Genomic DNA, 16,827 nt, shown 5'->3' on the forward strand with positions numbered 1-16,827 from the left:
CCAGGCGGCTCATGCCGACACCTCCCCGGCCTCGGGGCTGTCCCCGCGCGTGTGGAGGCTTCGGCGCTGCGCGGGGCTGGCCCTCACCTTCGGCATGGGGCCTCCACGCGCGTGTGGGGGCTTCTCGGCGCCGGGCTGTGCCTCACAGCGGTGGTGGGGCCGGTCACGCGTGCGTGGACGCTGCTGGGGCCCTAGGAGGCGCCGCTCGGCTCATTCCCGCTCGAACGGCCCCGTCCCGGGGTCCGGGTGGGCCGGGCTTGGCAGAGTGGGCTCATGGCTGAAAAGGCTCCCTCCAGAGGGCTCGACGCCCAGGGGTACATCGCCCGGGAAGGCTCCCTCGCGCGCGTGCCGTCCACGTTCCGGCCGGTCGTCGCGCTCGCCCGTGACCGGCTCCTGGACGCCTTCGGGGCCCGGCTGCACAGCGCCTACCTCTACGGCTCGGTCCCGCGTGGCACCGCGCGCGTGGGGCGCAGCGACCTGGATCTGCTCGTCGCCCTGCATGAGGAGCCCACGGCGGCGGACCGGGCGGCCGCTGCGGCGCTGGGCGCGGCCGTCGACCGGGAGTTCCCCGAGGTCGACGGGGTCGCCGCGCTGCTGTACGGCAGGGAACGGCTGCTGAGCGACGCCGAGACCTACGACCTGGGCTGGTTCGTCGCCTGCCTGTGCACCCCGCTGCTCGGCGACGATCTCGCCGAGTACCTGCCGCGCTACCGCCCCGACTCCCACCTCGCCCGGGAGACCAACGGCGATCTCGCGCTGCTGCTGCCCCGCTGGCGCCGGCGGATCGAGGCGGCCGGGAACGCGGCCGACCCGGCGTCCGAGGCGGCCAGGCGGCGCCTCGTGCGCTTCCTGTCCCGCCACCTCGTGCGCACCGGGTTCACGCTCGTGATGCCCCGTTGGAACGGCTGGACCAGCGACCTCACCGAGATGGCCGACGTGTTCGGGTCGTACTACGAGCAGCGGGCGTGGGAGATGCAGACCGCCGCAGGACTCGGCCACGAACCGAACGGCGACCCGGCGGTGCTGCGCCGCTACGTCGACGACCTCGGCCCCTGGCTCGCCGACGAGTACGCACGCGTGCACGGCATCAAGGCACCCCGGCCGGACGAGGCGGCCTAGATGATGCCGTGCTCGCGCAGGTAGTCCAGCTGGGCCCGTACGGAGAGTTCGGCGGCCGGCCACAGGGAGCGGTCGACGTCCGCGTAGACGTGGGCGACGACCTGGTCCGGGGTGCGGTGGCCGTCCTCGACCGCCGTCTCGACCTGGGCGAGCCGGTGGGCGCGGTGGGCGAGGTAGAACTCCACGGCGCCCTGCGCGTCCTCCAGGACAGGGCCGTGGCCCGGCAGCACGGTGTGGACGCCGTCGTCGACCGCGAGGGACCGCAGCCGCCGCAGCGAGTCCAGATAGTCGCCCAGGCGGCCGTCGGGGTGGGCCACGACGGTCGTGCCGCGCCCCAGGATGGTGTCGCCGGTGAGGACGGCCCGGTCGGCCGGGAGATGGAAGCACAGCGAGTCCGAGGTGTGGCCCGGGGTGGGCACCACCCGCAGCTCCAGGCCGCCGACGGTGACGACGTCCCCGGCGGCCAGTCCCTCGTCGCCGAGGCGCAGCGCCGGGTCCAGGGCCCGCACCCGGGTGCCGGTCAGCTCGGCGAACCGGGCGGCGCCCTCCGCGTGATCGGGGTGGCCATGGGTGAGCAGGGTCAGCGCGACCCGCCTGCCGGAACGTTCCGCCGCGTCCAGGACGGCCCTCAGATGACCCTCGTCCAGCGGCCCCGGGTCGACGACGACGGCGAGGTCGGAGTCCGGCTCGGCGAGCAGCCAGGTGTTGGTGCCGTCCAGGGTCATCGCCGACGCGTTGGGCGCGAGCACGTTGACCGCGCGCGCGGTGGCGGGCCCCGAGAGGACCGCGTCCCGGGGCTGGCCGGGGAGGGCTGCCGCGTCCGTCATACGGGGGCTCCACCGGTCGGCAGGTCGGTCGGGACGCGCCGGGTGAACTCGTCGTGTCCCGGCCAGGACAGCACGACCTCGTCACCGTCGAGGCGGGCCCGCGCGAGAACGGCGGTGAGGTCCCGCGCGGGGGCCGCGGCGAGGGCGTCGGCGGCGCTGGCGTACGGGACCAGTTGGCGCAGGGTGGCGAGGGTGGGCGGCATCATCAGCAGCTCGCCCCGGTCGTAGCGGGCGGCGGCCTCCGCGGGGCGCGTCCACACGGTGCGGTCGGCCTCGGTGGAGGCGTTGCGGGTGCGCTGCCCGGCCGGGAGGGCGGCGACGAAGAAGAACGTGTCGTAGCGGCGCGGCTCGAACTCCGGGGTGATCCAGCGCGTCCAGGCGCCGAGCAGGTCGGACCGCAGCACCAGGCCCCGGCGCTCCAGGAACTGACCGAAGGACAGCTCCCGTTCGACCAGGGCCGCGCGGTCGGCCTCCCAGTCGGCGCCGGTGGTGTCGCCGACGACGGTGTCGGGGGCGTCCCCGGCGAGCAGGACGCCGGCCTCCTCGTAGGTCTCGCGCACGGCGGCGCAGACGAGGGCCTGGGCCTCGGCCTCGTCGACCCCGAGCCGCCGTGCCCACCACGCGCGCGTGGGGCCCGCCCAGCGGATGCCGGGCTCGTCGTCGCGCGGGTCGACGCCGCCGCCCGGATACGCGTACGCGCCCCCGGCGAAAGCCATGGAGGCGCGTCGGCGCAGCATATGGACGACGGGTCCGGCGTCGGTGTCCTTGAGGAGCATGACGGTGGCCGCCCTCTTGGGGACGGCCGGGGTGAGTGTGCCCCGCGCGAGCGCGCGGATGCGTTCCGGCCACTCCTCGGGGAACCACTGCCCATTCGCCATGGGCGGAGGCTATCCCGTGGCGCGCGAATGTTCGAGAGGTGGCCGGAGCAGGAGGGACGACCGCGGGGCCGCCGCCTCGTTCCTCCCGCCCACCTCGTCGGTGCCGCTCGCCGAACGCCTGCCTGACGAACGCCTGCGGGACCGTGAACCACGGGCCTGAACCACGGGACTACGGGACTACGGGACGAGTTCCACCTGGATCTCGACCTCGACCGGTGCGTCCAGCGGGAGCACCGCGACGCCCACGGCGCTGCGCGCGTGCACGCCCTTGTCGCCGAGGACCTCACCGAGGAGTTCGCTGGCGCCGTTGACGACGGCCGGCTGGCCGGTGAAGTCCGACGCGGAGGCGACGAAGCCCACGACCTTCACCACGCGCGCGATGGCGTCGAGATCGCCAGTCACCGATTTGACGGCGGCCAGGGCGTTCAGCGCGCACACGCGGGCGAGTTCCTTGGCCTCCTCCGGCGTGACCTCCCCGCCGACCTTACCGGTGACGGGGAGTTTGCCCGCCACCATGGGCAGCTGGCCGGAGGTGTACACATAGCCGCCGGAGCGCACGGCCGGCTGGTACGAGGCCAGCGGCGGCACGACGTCCGGCAGGGTCAGGCCCAGTTCGGCAAGCCGTGCCTCGACGGCGCCGCTCATGCCTTGGCCCGCTTCAGGTAGGCCACCAGCTGCTCGGGGTTGGGCCCGGGCACGACCTGCACCAGCTCCCAGCCGTCCTCGCCCCAGGTGTCCAGAATCTGCTTCGTGGCGTGGACGAGCAGCGGCACGGTCGAGTATTCCCACTTGGTCATGTGGCCGACTCTAGCCGCTGCCCGGGAGGGCTCAGCCCCGGCCGAAGGACACCGAGTTATCCACAGCCTGTCGCGTGGTTGGCACAGGGACTGGTTAGGCTCGAAGACGTGAGCAGGCTCCAGGTCGTCAGCGGCAAGGGCGGGACCGGAAAGACGACGGTCGCCGCAGCCCTCGCGCTGGCCCTCGCGACGGAGGGGAAGCGGACGCTTCTCGTCGAGGTCGAGGGTCGGCAGGGCATCGCGCAGCTCTTCGAGACGGAGGCGTTGCCTTATGAGGAGAGGAAGATCGCCGTCGCTCCCGGTGGCGGGGAGGTGTACGCCCTCGCCATCGATCCCGAACTGGCGCTGCTGGACTACCTCCAGATGTTCTACAAGCTGGGCAGCGCGGGCCGCGCCCTGAAGAAGCTCGGCGCGATCGACTTCGCCACCACCATCGCGCCGGGGGTCAGGGACGTCCTGCTGACCGGCAAGGCGTGCGAGGCGGTCCGGCGCAAGGACAAGAGCGGCCGGTTCGTCTACGACCACGTCGTGATGGACGCGCCCCCGACCGGCCGGGTCACCCGCTTCCTGAACGTGAACGACGAGGTGGCGGGCCTCGCGAAGATCGGCCCGATACACAATCAGGCGCAGGCCGTGATGCGGGTGCTGAAGTCGCCGGAGACGGCCGTGCACCTGGTGACGCTGCTGGAGGAGATGCCCGTCCAGGAGACCGCCGACGGCATCGCCGAACTGCGCGCCGCGCGGCTGCCGGTGGGCGAGATCATCGTGAACATGGTGCGCCCGGAGGTGTTGGACCCGGCAGACCTGGAACACGTACGGAAGGTGCCGCGCACCGCCGTCGCCCGCGCGTTGTCCGACGCGGGGCTCGGCGGGGCCCGGCGCGGCGGCAAGGCGGAGCAGCTGGTGGACCCGCTGCTGGCCCAGGCGGCGGAGTACGCCGAGCGGCACGCGCTGGAACAGGAGCAGCGCGCGGCCCTGGGCGAGCTGGGGCTCGCGCTGCGCGAACTGCCGCTGCTCGCCGAGGGCGTGGACCTCGCGGGCCTGTACGAACTCGCCACCGAGCTGCGCGAACAGGGGATGTCATGAGTCCACAACCGACGCCCACCGACGACAGCACCGGCGCGCGTCCCGGGCTCGCCTCCGCGCGCGTGCTCGACCTCGACCCGCTGCTCGACGACCCCACGACGCGGATCGTGGTGTGCTGCGGCTCGGGCGGGGTCGGCAAGACGACGACGGCGGCGGCGTTGGGCCTGCGGGCCGCCGAGCGGGGGCGCAAGGTGGTCGTCCTGACCATCGACCCGGCCCGTCGGCTCGCCCAGTCCATGGGCATCGACTCGCTGGACAACATCCCGCGCCGGGTGAAGGGCATCGACGAGACGGCCGGCGGCGAACTGCACGCCATGATGCTCGACATGAAGCGCACGTTCGACGAGATCGTCGAGGCGCACGCGGACCCGGAGCGAGCCGCCGCGATCCTGTCGAACCCCTTCTACCAGTCGCTGTCGGCGGGTTTCGCGGGCACCCAGGAGTACATGGCGATGGAGAAGCTGGGCCAGTTGCGGGCCCGCGACGCCTGGGACCTGATCGTCGTCGACACCCCGCCGTCCCGTTCGGCGCTGGACTTCCTGGACGCGCCCAAGCGGCTCGGCTCGTTCCTGGACGGCAAGCTGATCCGGGTGCTGCTGGCGCCCGCGAAGGTCGGCGGGCGGGCCGGGATGAAGTTCCTGAACGTCGGCATGTCGATGATGACCGGCGCCCTCGGCAAGGTGCTCGGCGGGCAACTGCTCAAGGACGTGCAGACGTTCGTCGCGGCGATGGACTCGATGTTCGGCGGTTTCCGTACCCGCGCGGACGCCACGTACAAGCTGCTCCAGGCGCCCGGGACGGCGTTCCTGGTGGTCGCGGCGCCGGAGCGGGACGCGCTGCGGGAGGCCGCGTACTTCGTGGAGAGGCTGGCCGCCGAGTCGATGCCGCTCGCCGGTCTGGTGCTCAACCGGGTCCACGGCAGCGGCGCCGACCGGCTGTCGGCCGAGCGGGCGCTCGCCGCCGCGGAAAATCTTGTGGAGCCCCGCATTGTGGATCAGGACGGCGGGAAAGCTCGTCTTCGTAACACTCCCGACACGTATGCCGGTTCGGACACCTCGACCACCTCGACGGCTCCCCCCGAGGCCTCCGGCACGGCGTCCGCCGCCAGGACCGATCCCCCCGGTCCCGAGCAGGACGGCCGGACCGGCCACCACGACCAGGACACCCAGAGCGTCGACCGGCTCACCGCGGGCCTGCTGAGGCTGCACGCCGACCGGATGCGGCTGCTCTCCCGCGAGCAGCGCACGCGGGACCGTTTCTCCTCCCGCCACCCCGAGGTGGCCGTGGCGGAGGTCGCCGCGCTCCCCGGCGATGTGCACGACCTCGCGGGGCTGCGGGCCATCGGCGGCCGTCTCACGGCCGAACGCCCCGACGCCGCCGAGGGCTGACCCGTCGACGCCGACGGGCCGGGAGACGGCCGCCCAGGGGCGTCCTGTCGGCCGAGGGCGGTCCGTCGGCCGAGGGCGGTCCGGTCGAGGAGCGCCCTGCCGGAGACCGCCCGGCCGAAGGACGTTCGACTGAAGGACGTTCGACTGAAGAGGTGTTCGACCGAAGCCGTAGTAGCGGCCGAAACCATGGAACGCGTCAGGCCGTACCGGCCGAAGCCGTGAAAGGGGTCAGGCCGTATCGAGCGACACGGTGGGCCAGTGCGCCAGTAGGCCGAGTCAGTGGGTCGAGGCCGCCTGGCCGGTCGAAGCGCGCGAGTCCGCCGAAACCGTCGGGGCCGTCAAGGACGTTGGGTCAACGGCCCATGCCTCCCCGGCTGTTGACCAGCGATTCGGAGACCGGTGGTGATCGGAGACCGGTGGTGATCGGAGATCGGCGATCGGAGACCGGTCGTCGGTGACCGTGGGCCGTGGGGGTGCGGGGTGGGTCAGCCCACCGCCGCGTAGTTCTCGTAGATCTCGTCGTCGTCGAGCGGCAGGATGCCCGCGCCGCGCTCGTACTCCGTGCGCGCCGTCTCCAGGAGCCGGCGCCACGAGGTCACCGTGGGCCGCCGGCGCAGCAGTGCGCGACGCTCCCGCTCCGTCATGCCTCCCCACACGCCGAACTCGACGCGGTTGTCGAGCGCATCGGCCAGGCACTCGGTGCGGACCGGGCATCCGGTGCACACCGCCTTGGCCCTGTTCTGCGCTGCTCCCTGAACGAACAGTTCATCCGGATCGGTAGTGCGGCAGGCAGCCTGCGCACTCCAGTCGGTTACCCAGCCCATACCGGCGCCGTCCTCTCCCGAATCGAGGCTCCCCCACGGCGGCAGCGGCATATTCACCGCAGCCAGTTGAGGACGTTACGGAAGGCGGAGACAGCGCAACACCCCCGTCGGGCCCAATCTTGAATGGCCCGAACGGACTATGGGTAAGCGGCAGATCACCCGGGGGAGTGAGCGGGCGACAAGCGTGATCATCCCGGCAAACCGGGGCAGTTCTGTTGAGACGCAACGGACTTCGGGTGACACACAAGGCGGATTCGGACACGCCTTCCCCAAAAATATGAGGTACGTCCGGAACGATTCGGGGTCGCGGGACGTATTGATACGTAGTCCTACTGCTGTGACAGGTGAGAGCAGCTTAGGCCAAGGCATATACGCGTGTCCGGCGAATGAGAACGTAGGCTGCCCTCATGCCAAAGAAGCGCTCGGGCGGCGGTCTGTCCCCTACGCAGCAGGCCGCCAAATTCCTCGGTGTCAGCGTGCTCGCCGGTGCCGTCCTGGCCGGTATCGCCCTGCCCGCCTTCGGCGCGCTCGGACTCGCGGCCAAGGGGTCGGTGGAGAGCTTCGACGAGCTCCCGACGAACCTGAAGACACCGCCGTTGAGTCAGCGCACCACGATCCTCGACGCGGACGGGGGGCAGATCGCGACCGTCTACTCGCGTGACCGGACCGTCGTGCCGCTCACGGACATGTCGCCGTACATGCAGAAGGCGATCGTCGCGATCGAGGACTCGCGCTTCTATCAGCACGGCGCGGTCGACCTCAAGGGCGTGCTGCGCGCGCTCAACAAGAACGTGCGCAGCAGCGGGGTGGCCCAGGGCGCCTCGACGTTGACGCAGCAGTACGTCAAGAACGTCTTCGTGGAGGAGGCCGGTGACGACCCGACGAAGGTCGCGCAGGCCACCCAGCAGACCCTCGGCCGCAAGATCAAGGAACTGAAGTACGCGATCCAGGTCGAGGAGGAGCTGGGCAAGAAGAAGATCCTGGAGAACTACCTGAACATCACGTTCTTCGGTGAGCAGGCGTACGGCGTCGAGGCCGCCGCCCAGCGCTACTTCTCCAAGCCCGCCAAGGATCTGAACCTCCAGGAGTCGGCGCTGCTCGCCGGCATCGTCCAGTCGCCCAGCCGGTACGACCCGGTCAACGACGAGGAGGAGGCCACCAAGCGCCGCAACACCGTGCTCGCGCGGATGGCGGAGGTCGGCGACGTCTCCAAGGCGGAGGCCGACAAGGCCATGAAGGCGCCGCTGGGCCTGAACACCAGCCGCCCGAAGAACGGCTGCATCACCGCCGTCAAGGGCGCCGGTTTCTTCTGCGACTACGTGCGCCAGGTGTTCCTGACCGACCCGGTCTTCGGCAAGACCAGCGAGGCCCGCGCGAAGGTCTGGAACCAGGGCGGCCTGACGATCCGTACGACGTTGGACCCGCAGGCGCAGGAGTCGGCGCAGACGTCCATCGCGGAGCACGTCTACAAGAGCGACGACGTGGCGACCGCCGCGACCATCGTGCAGCCCGGCACCGGCAAGATCCTGGCGATGGGCCAGTCCCGGCCGTACGGCATCGACGTCAAGGACCATCAGACGACGATCAACCTGTCGGTGAACCAGAGCATGGGCGGCGGCGCGGGGTACCAGCCCGGTTCGACGTTCAAGCCGATCGTGGCGGCCGCCGCGCTGGAGGGCGGGATGCCGGCCACCAAGTCGTACTCGTCGCCGTACGAGATGGAGTACCCGAGTCCGGTCTCCATCTGTGGCGGCAAGAACTGGCGCAACGACCCCGCCAAACCGGCCAAGTTGACCAACGAGGACGAGTCGGAGCACGGCCCGTACTCCATGAAGGAAGCGACCGCGAAGTCGGTCAACACCTACTACGTGCAGATGATCAGCGACATCGGCATCTGCCCGGTCGTCGACATGGCCAAGAAGATGGGCGTCAGCCGCGCGGACGGCGGCAAGATCGTCCAGGCGCCGTCCATCGCGCTCGGCACCCAGGAGATGTCCCCGCTGACCATGGCGAGCGCGTACGCGACGTTCGCCTCGCGCGGCATGTACTGCACGCCGGTCGCCATCCAGTCGATCACGCAGACCGTCGGCAACCAGAAGAAGTCGCTCCAGGTGCCCAAGTCGACGTGCTCGCGCGCGATGTCGCGGACCACGGCCGACACCGTCAGCACGCTCCTCAAGGGCGTCGTCGAGGACGGTACGGGCCAGGAGGCGGGCCTCGGCAGCCGCCCGAGCGCCGGTAAGACCGGTACGACGGACAGCCGTTACGCCGCCTGGTTCGTCGGGTACACGCCGAACATGGCGGGCGCGGTCTGGGTCGGCGACCCGGCCCACAAGCGCCGCATGATCAACATCACCATCGGCGGCGTCCCGCACGACAAGGTGTACGGCGGCGAGGTGCCGGGCCCGATCTGGCGCGACATGATGACCGGCGCCCTCCAGGGCAAGCCCGCGCCGGACTTCAATCTCGTCAACATCCCCGACGGCGGCAAGAGCAAGAACCCCGGCAACGACGACGGCAACAACGGCGGCGGCACCGACACCGGGTTCATCGGCGGCCTCGTCGGCGGCACCAGCACGGGCGGCGTGACCGGGGGCACCGACGCCAGCACCGGCGGCACGACCGGCGGTACCACCTTCCCGACGCCGACGTTCTCGATCCCGGACAACCTGTTCCAGGGCACGAGCAACGGCAACGGCGGCCGTGGCGGCCGGAGGGGCTGAGCCCCGGCCGACCTGGCCGCTTCCGCTTCCGCTTCCTGACCGATCGGCCCACCTCGCAGTCCCGAGGCGGGCCGATCGGCCGTTCCGGGTACCAGCGCGCGGGCGGCCCGGTAGGGCGGGAACGACGGCTGGCGGGCAGCGCGTTGCGCGTGCGGCACCCGGCCTGCCGACTCGGTGGGAACGACGTTGGCCGCTGCCCGAGTTGGATCGGGCGGCGGCCGTCGTCATCTGAGAGAGAGGCGTTGTTTCAGCCCGCGAGCAGCTTCTTGACGGCTGCGGCGACCCGGCCGCCCTCGGCGAGACCGGCCACCTTGGGGTTCACGATCTTCATGACGGTGCCCATGGCACGCGGGCCCTCGGCACCGGCGGCCTTGGCCTCGGCGACGGCCTGCGCGACGATGCCGTTCAGCTCGTCGTCGTTCAGCTGCTTGGGCAGGTACTCGGCGAGGACCTCGCCCTCCGCCTTCTCGCGCTCGGCCTGCTCGGCGCGGCCGCCCTGGGCGAACGCGTCGGCCGCCTCGCGGCGCTTCTTCGCCTCCCTGGCGATCACCGTCTGGACCTCGTCGTCGGAGAGCTCACGCTTCTCGGTGCCCGCGACCTCCTCCTTGGTGATCGCCGTGAGCGTCAGCCGGAGCGTCGAGGAGCGCAGTTCGTTCCGCTCCTTGATCGCGACGTTGAGGTCTTCGTGCAGCTTCGACTTGAGGTTGGTGGTCATGGCCCGATTGTCGCAGGTGCGCGAGGAGCGACGCCCCTTGTTTTGGGGCCGTGGGGCGCCTCGGCGGGAGGGGCGGTGGGGCGTGGACTGTCAGACCCGTCTGACACGATGGAGGAATGCGCGCGCGATACGGAGTACCTCTGTCCCTCGCGGCGGCTGGCGCCGCCGGTGTGTTGTACGCGGCGGGCTTCGAGGCCCGCTCCTTCCGCCTCCGGCGGGTGACGATCCCGGTGCTGCCGACCGGGATGCGCCCGCTGCGCGTGCTCCAGGTCTCCGACATCCATATGGTCGGCGGGCAGTACAAGAAGCAGCGCTGGCTGCGTTCGCTGGCCGGCCTGCGCCCCGACTTCGTGATCAACACGGGCGACAACCTGTCCGACCCGGAGGGCGTGCCCGAGGTCCTGGACGCGCTCGGCCCGCTGATGGAGTTCCCGGGCGCGTATGTGTTCGGTTCGAACGACTACTACGGCCCCAAGCTGCGCAACCCCGCCCGCTACCTCCTGGAGAAGGCGAGCGGACGCACCGGTCTCAACGGCAACCCGCCGGCCACCGGCGCGATCCACAACCCGTGGGAGGACCTGCGCGACGGTTTCGACGCCGCGGGCTGGCTCAACCTCACGAACACACGCGGCACCCTGAAGATCGAGGGCACGTCGCTGGAGCTGACGGGACTGGACGACCCGCACATCAAGCGCGACCGGTACGCGCAGGTGGCCGGCGGTCCGTCCGGTGCGGCGGACTTCTCGATGGGCGTGGTGCACGCGCCGTACCTGCGGGTCCTGGACTCGTTCACGGCGGACGGGTATCCGCTGGTGCTGGCCGGCCACACCCACGGCGGCCAGCTCTGCATCCCCTTCTACGGCGCCCTCGTCACCAACTGCGACCTGGACACGGACCGCGTGAAGGGCCTCTCCACGCATGACGCGGAGGGCCGTACGTCCTACCTCCACGTCTCGGCGGGCTGCGGCACCAACCGCTACACCCCGGTCCGCTTCGCCTGCCCCCCGGAAGCAACCCTGCTGACACTGGTGGAACGGGGCGGGGGACGCCGGGTTCGGTGAGGGGGCGGGGGGGTGCGGGGGGGTCGGTGAGGGGCGGGGCGGGGAAGAGGCTGGGCCGCTCGGCGTCGCGGGGGCGGGGAAGGGGCTGGGCCGCTCGGCGTCGTGAGGGGGGCTGAGGAGCGCGGTGCTCGGCTGGCGGGTGGGCCCGTGTAACCCACACGGCTTGCCCTGTATCGCCCGTTTCGCCCAACCTGCTTAGCGTGAGGGCATGACCACCCCGATACCGAGGGACATCCCGGACCTTCCCGTGGTCCCGGGCATCCCCGCGCTGCTGCCCGCGCCGGTCCCCGCCTCTGCGGTGGTGGCCCCCGTACGACACCCCCTGACAGCCGTCTACCGTCTGCTGATCGCCCTGGCCGCGGTGACGGGCGTGACGATCGAACTGTTCCTCGGCAGCCCGGTCCGCGTCCTCACCTTCTTCGCGGTCCAGTCGAACATCCTACTGGCGCTGGTCTGCGTCTCGGCGGCCCGCAGGGCCTGGTCGGCCAGGCGCCCGCTCCCTTCCGCCCTGACCGGCGCGACGCTGCTGTACGTCATGATCACCGGCGCGGTGTACCACCTGCTCCTGGCCGACGGCACTCCCCCGTTCACGATGACGCCGACGGTGCACGGCCCGTCCGGCTGGGCCTCACTGGCGAGCCAACTCCTCCAGACGGTGACGCCCGTCGCGGCGGCACTGGACTGGCTGCTGCTGACACCGCCGGCCCGCCTTCGGGTACGCCAGGCATCGACGTGGATGCTGTACCCCTTGATCTACCTCGCCCTCACCCTCACCCGGGGCGAACTGATCCTGCCGGGGACGTCGGGCCGCTATCTCTACCCGTTCCTGGACATCGACCTCCACGGCTACAAGAGCGTTCTGAGCAACGCGCTCCTGCTGGGCCTGGCCTGCTACGCCCTCGCGGTCGTCCTCGTCGCCGTCGACCACGCCCGCCCCAACACCGTCCACCACCGCGCCAAAACCGGATTTCGTCTCTAGCCACCGGTGGGCTAAAGTAAACGACGTCGCCGCGACAAGCAGCGACATCGGGGTGTGGCGCAGCTTGGTAGCGCGCTTCGTTCGGGACGAAGAGGTCGTGGGTTCAAATCCCGCCACCCCGACAGCCGAAACACCAGGTCAGGCTCGGTACTGAGAGATCAGTGCCGGGCCTGATTTGCGTTGCGGCCCCGTTTTGGGAGCCATTTGGGAGCCGACTTCGGGGAGCGGCTCCCCGGCGGCTCCCAGCGAGAGGTGTTCCGCCTCCGAGTACGCCGTGCGCTCCGCAGGAGTCCTCCCCACGGCTTGTGCCGAGGAGACAACAGACGGTACGACGATCGACATGCACCGATGGTCTCCGTTAAATGACCGGCAGCTCGCACTCCTCACCCGCATCGGGGATGGAGCCGACCCCGTCACGTCGGACAGCCCCGAGTTCGCTCTCACCGCTCGCGCGCTGAAGGAGCGGTGTCTGATCACCATGCCCAAGCAGGATGGGAAATGGCAGGCGGATATCACCGACGCGGGACGCTTCTACCTGGAACACGGCCATCACCCGGACCGGCCGGAACCAGCTCAGCGCAAGCAGCGGTCAACAGGTTCCGACCAACCGGCACGACCGACCCCTCCGCCACAGAAGCAAGACGCAGCCCCGTCCGCAACGAAGCCGGCGTCGAAGCGCGCCCCCAAGGCCCCCCAGCTGTCGCCGGCGGAAGTCGGAGCCGCCTTGATCGCGGAGGTACAGCAGGCTGGGCGGATCCTCCGGATCCCGAACCCCAGCGACGAGGAGCGGGCCCGTTACCGCAGGGCGTTCGACGCGGCGCGGCAGTGTGCCCCCGAGGGATACAGCCTGAAGTACAGCGGGCGGGCGAAGGGGGACTTCTTCCTCGGCCTGCTCCGAGTGACCGGCGAGGACGAAACCGAGTGGAACCGTATCCGGCTGGCGCGCAGCCGTGTGATCACCGATGTCGAGGACGTGATCGCCGCAGTCAGCGCGGACCACAGCGCCTTCGAGATCTCGGAGGAGGTCCTCCCCCGGGTGCTCTCGCTGCTCCGGCTCCTCGCCGAGGAAGCCCTCGCACGCCACGGCGAGATCGCGGTGTCGAAGAAGCGCAGACAGCCGAGGCCGCTGCTCACCGTCCACGGCAGGACGTACGAGGTCAGCTTCCGCGAACGGCAGAAGCCGGTCCGGTACGTTCCTAAGCAGCCAGGCCGCCGTACATACGACTGGCAACGTGTCACCCCAGCCCAGAAGTTCGAGCCGTCCGGCGAGCTGGAGCTGCTGGTCAGCCAGCAATCGGGCTACAGCTACGGCTGGAAGAAGGAGTGGGCCGACACCGCCAAGAAGCCGCTGGAGGACCAGATCGGTTCAGTCCTGAGGGCGCTGAAGGCCCGTGCGGAGGAACAGGAACGGGCTCGGCTGGAACGTGAGGCGGAGCAACAGCGGCTGCGAGAGGAGCGGGAGCGTCAGGAGGCCGAGCGCCGGCGGCTGGAAGCGGAGCGAGAGGAGCGGGAGCGGCGGGAGTGGGAGGCCGCCGTCAGCGTGGCTTCGGTCAAGGCGGTTCACGCGGTACGGGCCGAGCGCTTCGGCACGGCCCTTGAGCAGTGGCAGGCCGCAGGGGAGATCCGAATGTTCTGTGCCGCTCTGGATGAAGCCGCCGCGGCGTCGAAAGACGCCCTCGAAGCCAAGAGGCTGCGAGAGTGGTCGGCTTGGGGGAAGGCGGAGGCCGACCGGCTCGACCCCACCCTTAGCAACAAGGGCTTGGCTTCTCTCAACTTTCATGCGGAGCCGACGGGAGATCAACTGCGGCCGTTCCTCGACGGCTGGCACCCACACCGGCCGGAGCAGGAGACGAAGCCTCCTGCTCAGCCGGCACCACCTAGGGCGGAGCCAGATCCGTGGCGCGGTCTCATCGACGCACGTCAGGATCAAGGCTGGAGATATGGACGCCCAGGTCGCGCTCAATGGTGGAGGCGATGACGCCATGGCCGCGGTCGCGTAGGGCCTTGACCGCCTTCTCGACCAACTCCCCGAGCCGGATGACCTCGGCGCGCAGCGCAACCAACTCGTCGTAGCGGTCAGCCTTGTCCTGGCCGCACCACGCTCGGACGGTGCGAAGGACTGCCGCCTCCGCGTCCAACTTGCGCTCGTCACGCCGGCTGTAGGAGTACCAGGAGGACTGGGCACGCTCCTGCTCGATGTCCTGCTGTTTGCGGTCCACCTCCGGAAGGATCTCGTCGGCGAGGCGTCCGGCCACGTGGCGGGCGATGCGCTCGGTGACCGGCCACCCGGCCAGGCACATTCCGCGGTGGTTCTCGAACACCATGGTGTCGCCGCGTAGTTCGGCGGCGTCCATGCCGATGAGCGGTGCAGTCTCGTCGAGGCGGCTCAGCTCCAGAACGCCTGCGTCCGCCACCGTTCGGCGCAGTCGCAACCTGTTCTTCGGGCGAACGAATCCGAGGATCATGCGGGCGGCCTCGAATTCCGTGCTGCCCCGGACGTGGCGTGAGGACTCCACCAGCGTCAACTCTGCTGCGTCGTCCGCGCGGAACGTATCGACATCCGCCCACGGCGCTACGAGGGAGCCGGAACTGACCCACTCCTGCAGGCCGGCGGCATCGCCTTCGAGAAACCGCATGTGGACCCAGCCAGACCTGCCAGGGCCGCCCACGCGAACGACCTCCACCTGGCGAACCGCGCCGCCCAGCTCCTTCGGCCTCGCGCGGTAGGCCCAGTGCTCGCCAATCTCCATGTGCCTATTGAGCCAGGTCTGTTGGACCCATCACTGGGCGTTTGCCATAACTACCGGCACCGGCTCCTCATCACCAAGTTGACGCCGCCCTGCGATGCATCGCGCGAGATGTCTTCGCCCGGCAGCAAGCGCAAGGGGACACAGCAGCACGTCCGGCCATCCGCGCTGTCCCTCGTAGCGTGTCTCACCGGACGACGCTCCGTCCACGTACGAGACTCATTGGCTCGTCGGCCAGTTCGCCCGGCCGGGGACTTCGTCGCGTTCCACCTGGAAGTCGTGTCCCTCCCCCGGAGAGACCCTCACACATAGTCACAGGATGGTTACGAGGTGGAATATGCGGGTGATCAAGTGGCTGATCACCAAGAAAATGTCACTCTACGTTTGCCGGGAATATCCGGCGTCCTGTGTGCTGGGGAGCCTCAGGGGCGAGGGGGTGGGGAATGATTACTTACCGTTTCAATCCGCCGCCGGGTTGGCCTGTGCCACCCGCGGGATGGATGCCGCCGCCTGAGTGGCGGCCCGACCCCTTGTGGCCCCCGATGCCGGCGGGATGGCAGCTGTGGGTTCCTGAGGCCGACTCCACCACCGACGCTCTCGCTGTGGGCCCTGCCACGGGAGCCTCTGCGGTGCCAGTCGCGGCCGCTCCCGGGAGCACGACCGCGGTGCCGGCTCCTCGGAAGGGAGGGCTGTTCGGGCGCCGGCGTTCGGATGCGGTGTCCGAGGCCGAGGAGCTGCGGGCGTGGATCGCACAGACGCAGGGACTGGATGCCGCGCGGGTCGCCGGCCTTGTGCGGCAGGTCGAGGCGGAGGCCGCTGAGCTGCGTGAGCGGATGTCCGCCGAAGCCGCCGAGGAGGCCGAGGGGATCCTCAAGGACGCGCGCGAGACGGCGAAGGAGATTCTCGGCGACGCGCGCCGGACGGCGAAGGAGACCGAGCGGGTCCGCAAGGAGGCCGACCGGCACCGCAAGGACGTCTTCGGCGCCGAGCGGCGGCTCGCCGAACTGCAGGCCCAGATCGTCAACGCCGATGAGACCGCCATGCTGCAGGAGGCCGGTATCTATGCCTACCGGCATGCGCTGCACGACGCGATTCGAGGCACCCGAGGCCACCCATCCCAGCCGGTGGCAGACCTGGCACGCAGACTCGGCGTCGTCGGCGGTTAAAGTCCGTCCCGTGACCGAGAACGAGCACGAAGCGAAGATGGCCCACCCACGTATGGCGGCCGGCGCACTCTTCTTCGACGACGCCGACCGAGTCCTGCTCGTCGAACCCTCATACAAGGACTACCGCGACATCCCCGGCGGATACGTCGAGCAGGGGGAGTCTCCCCGACAAGCCTGCCTCCGTGAAGTCCACGAGGAGCTGGGCATCAAGCCACACATCGGCCGCCTGCTCGTCGTGGACTGGGCGCCGAATCCAGGGGAGGGAGATAAGGTCCTCTACCTCTTCGACGGCGGCCGTCTCAGCGCGGACCAGCGCCAGAAAATCGCGTTGCAGGCCGACGAGCTCCGCAGCTACGACTTCCACGACGCCGAGCAGCTGCCAGAGCTCACTATCCCCCGCCTCGTACGCCGGATCACCGCCGGGCTCCAAGCTCGCGCGGCCAGCCTGACCGCCTACCTGGAACAAGGGGTGCCGCCAGAAACTGGGACTTGAGCGGCGAACCCACACCTCGATCTC

16 protein-coding genes and 1 tRNA gene are annotated in these 16,827 nt (G+C 70.3%); 10 read left to right on the forward strand and 7 right to left on the reverse strand.

Annotated features, from left to right (window positions below):
* Nucleotides 1-273 precede the first annotated feature (273 nt).
* Nucleotides 274-1,119 carry a nucleotidyltransferase domain-containing protein gene (locus ACIQOU_RS08095; protein ID WP_401535021.1) on the forward strand — a complete coding sequence of 282 codons (846 nt, stop codon included), beginning with the start codon at nucleotides 274-276 and terminating at the stop codon, nucleotides 1,117-1,119.
* On the opposite strand, the gene ACIQOU_RS08100 is transcribed toward ACIQOU_RS08095, so the two are convergent.
* The 4 genes from ACIQOU_RS08100 to ACIQOU_RS08115 all read right to left on the reverse strand — a co-directional run bounded on the left by ACIQOU_RS08100 (nucleotide 1,116) and on the right by ACIQOU_RS08115 (nucleotide 3,621).
* Entirely contained in the window at nucleotides 1,116-1,946 is an 831-nt protein-coding gene (locus tag ACIQOU_RS08100; RefSeq protein ID WP_401535024.1) for an MBL fold metallo-hydrolase, read from the reverse strand. The two genes, ACIQOU_RS08095 and ACIQOU_RS08100, sit on opposite strands and share 4 nt — an antisense overlap.
* Nucleotides 1,943-2,824 (reverse strand): NUDIX hydrolase, encoded by an 882-nt coding sequence (locus ACIQOU_RS08105; RefSeq protein WP_401535026.1) that lies wholly within the window; start codon nucleotides 2,822-2,824, stop codon nucleotides 1,943-1,945. The genes ACIQOU_RS08100 and ACIQOU_RS08105 overlap by 4 nt, the downstream gene beginning before the upstream one ends.
* A gap of 177 nt (nucleotides 2,825-3,001) precedes the next feature.
* Complete coding sequence (locus ACIQOU_RS08110; RefSeq protein WP_401535029.1) at nucleotides 3,002-3,469, reverse strand: RidA family protein; 468 nt, start codon at nucleotides 3,467-3,469, stop codon at nucleotides 3,002-3,004.
* Entirely contained in the window at nucleotides 3,466-3,621 is a 156-nt protein-coding gene (locus ACIQOU_RS08115) for a DUF4177 domain-containing protein (protein WP_093836435.1), read from the reverse strand. The genes ACIQOU_RS08110 and ACIQOU_RS08115 overlap by 4 nt, the downstream gene beginning before the upstream one ends.
* A gap of 108 nt (nucleotides 3,622-3,729) precedes the next feature.
* Between ACIQOU_RS08115 and ACIQOU_RS08120 the strand changes: the two genes are divergently transcribed.
* Both ACIQOU_RS08120 and ACIQOU_RS08125 read left to right on the forward strand, forming a co-directional pair.
* The gene (locus ACIQOU_RS08120) at nucleotides 3,730-4,707 is read left to right on the forward strand and encodes an ArsA family ATPase (RefSeq protein WP_401535032.1); all 978 of its coding nucleotides are present in this window, start codon (nucleotides 3,730-3,732) and stop codon (nucleotides 4,705-4,707) included.
* The gene (locus ACIQOU_RS08125) at nucleotides 4,704-6,095 is read left to right on the forward strand and encodes an ArsA family ATPase (protein ID WP_401535034.1); all 1,392 of its coding nucleotides are present in this window, start codon (nucleotides 4,704-4,706) and stop codon (nucleotides 6,093-6,095) included. The genes ACIQOU_RS08120 and ACIQOU_RS08125 overlap by 4 nt, the downstream gene beginning before the upstream one ends.
* A 485-nt stretch (nucleotides 6,096-6,580) precedes the next feature.
* On the opposite strand, the gene wblA is transcribed toward ACIQOU_RS08125, so the two are convergent.
* Nucleotides 6,581-6,919, reverse strand: a complete 339-nt coding sequence (gene wblA, locus ACIQOU_RS08130) for a transcriptional regulator WblA (RefSeq protein WP_356037608.1) — start codon at nucleotides 6,917-6,919, stop codon at nucleotides 6,581-6,583.
* Between the two features lie 407 nt (nucleotides 6,920-7,326).
* Here wblA and ACIQOU_RS08135 point away from each other — a divergent pair, with 407 nt between their 5' ends.
* The gene (locus ACIQOU_RS08135) at nucleotides 7,327-9,642 is read left to right on the forward strand and encodes a transglycosylase domain-containing protein (protein ID WP_401535037.1); all 2,316 of its coding nucleotides are present in this window, start codon (nucleotides 7,327-7,329) and stop codon (nucleotides 9,640-9,642) included.
* A gap of 247 nt (nucleotides 9,643-9,889) precedes the next feature.
* On the opposite strand, the gene ACIQOU_RS08140 is transcribed toward ACIQOU_RS08135, so the two are convergent.
* Nucleotides 9,890-10,357, reverse strand: coding sequence for a GatB/YqeY domain-containing protein (locus tag ACIQOU_RS08140; RefSeq protein ID WP_401535039.1), 468 nt, complete (start codon nucleotides 10,355-10,357; stop codon nucleotides 9,890-9,892).
* A gap of 116 nt (nucleotides 10,358-10,473) precedes the next feature.
* Between ACIQOU_RS08140 and ACIQOU_RS08145 the strand changes: the two genes are divergently transcribed.
* From ACIQOU_RS08145 to ACIQOU_RS08160, 4 genes are all read left to right on the forward strand, one after another.
* Nucleotides 10,474-11,418, forward strand: a complete 945-nt coding sequence (locus tag ACIQOU_RS08145) for a metallophosphoesterase (protein WP_401535041.1) — start codon at nucleotides 10,474-10,476, stop codon at nucleotides 11,416-11,418.
* A 208-nt stretch (nucleotides 11,419-11,626) separates the two neighbouring features.
* The gene (locus ACIQOU_RS08150; protein ID WP_401535043.1) at nucleotides 11,627-12,397 is read left to right on the forward strand and encodes a Pr6Pr family membrane protein; all 771 of its coding nucleotides are present in this window, start codon (nucleotides 11,627-11,629) and stop codon (nucleotides 12,395-12,397) included.
* Between the two features lie 48 nt (nucleotides 12,398-12,445).
* A tRNA-Pro gene (locus ACIQOU_RS08155) sits at nucleotides 12,446-12,519 on the forward strand.
* 218 nt (nucleotides 12,520-12,737) lie between these two features.
* Nucleotides 12,738-14,375, forward strand: coding sequence for a PE-PGRS family protein (locus ACIQOU_RS08160; RefSeq protein ID WP_401535046.1), 1,638 nt, complete (start codon nucleotides 12,738-12,740; stop codon nucleotides 14,373-14,375).
* On the opposite strand, the gene ACIQOU_RS08165 is transcribed toward ACIQOU_RS08160, so the two are convergent.
* Entirely contained in the window at nucleotides 14,305-15,147 is an 843-nt protein-coding gene (locus tag ACIQOU_RS08165) for a PE-PGRS family protein (RefSeq protein WP_401535048.1), read from the reverse strand. The two genes, ACIQOU_RS08160 and ACIQOU_RS08165, sit on opposite strands and share 71 nt — an antisense overlap.
* A gap of 713 nt (nucleotides 15,148-15,860) precedes the next feature.
* On the opposite strand from ACIQOU_RS08165, the gene ACIQOU_RS08170 reads away from it, so the two are divergent.
* Together ACIQOU_RS08170 and ACIQOU_RS08175 are read left to right on the forward strand one after the other, a co-directional pair.
* Nucleotides 15,861-16,310 carry a hypothetical protein gene (locus ACIQOU_RS08170; RefSeq protein WP_401535051.1) on the forward strand — a complete coding sequence of 150 codons (450 nt, stop codon included), beginning with the start codon at nucleotides 15,861-15,863 and terminating at the stop codon, nucleotides 16,308-16,310.
* Nucleotides 16,311-16,320: 10 nt separating this feature from the next.
* Nucleotides 16,321-16,803 carry an NUDIX domain-containing protein gene (locus ACIQOU_RS08175; protein WP_401535054.1) on the forward strand — a complete coding sequence of 161 codons (483 nt, stop codon included), beginning with the start codon at nucleotides 16,321-16,323 and terminating at the stop codon, nucleotides 16,801-16,803.
* Nucleotides 16,804-16,827 lie beyond the last annotated feature (24 nt).

It is taken from the genome of Streptomyces sp. NPDC091279 (assembly GCF_044757465.1).
Taxonomy (GTDB): domain Bacteria; phylum Actinomycetota; class Actinomycetes; order Streptomycetales; family Streptomycetaceae; genus Streptomyces.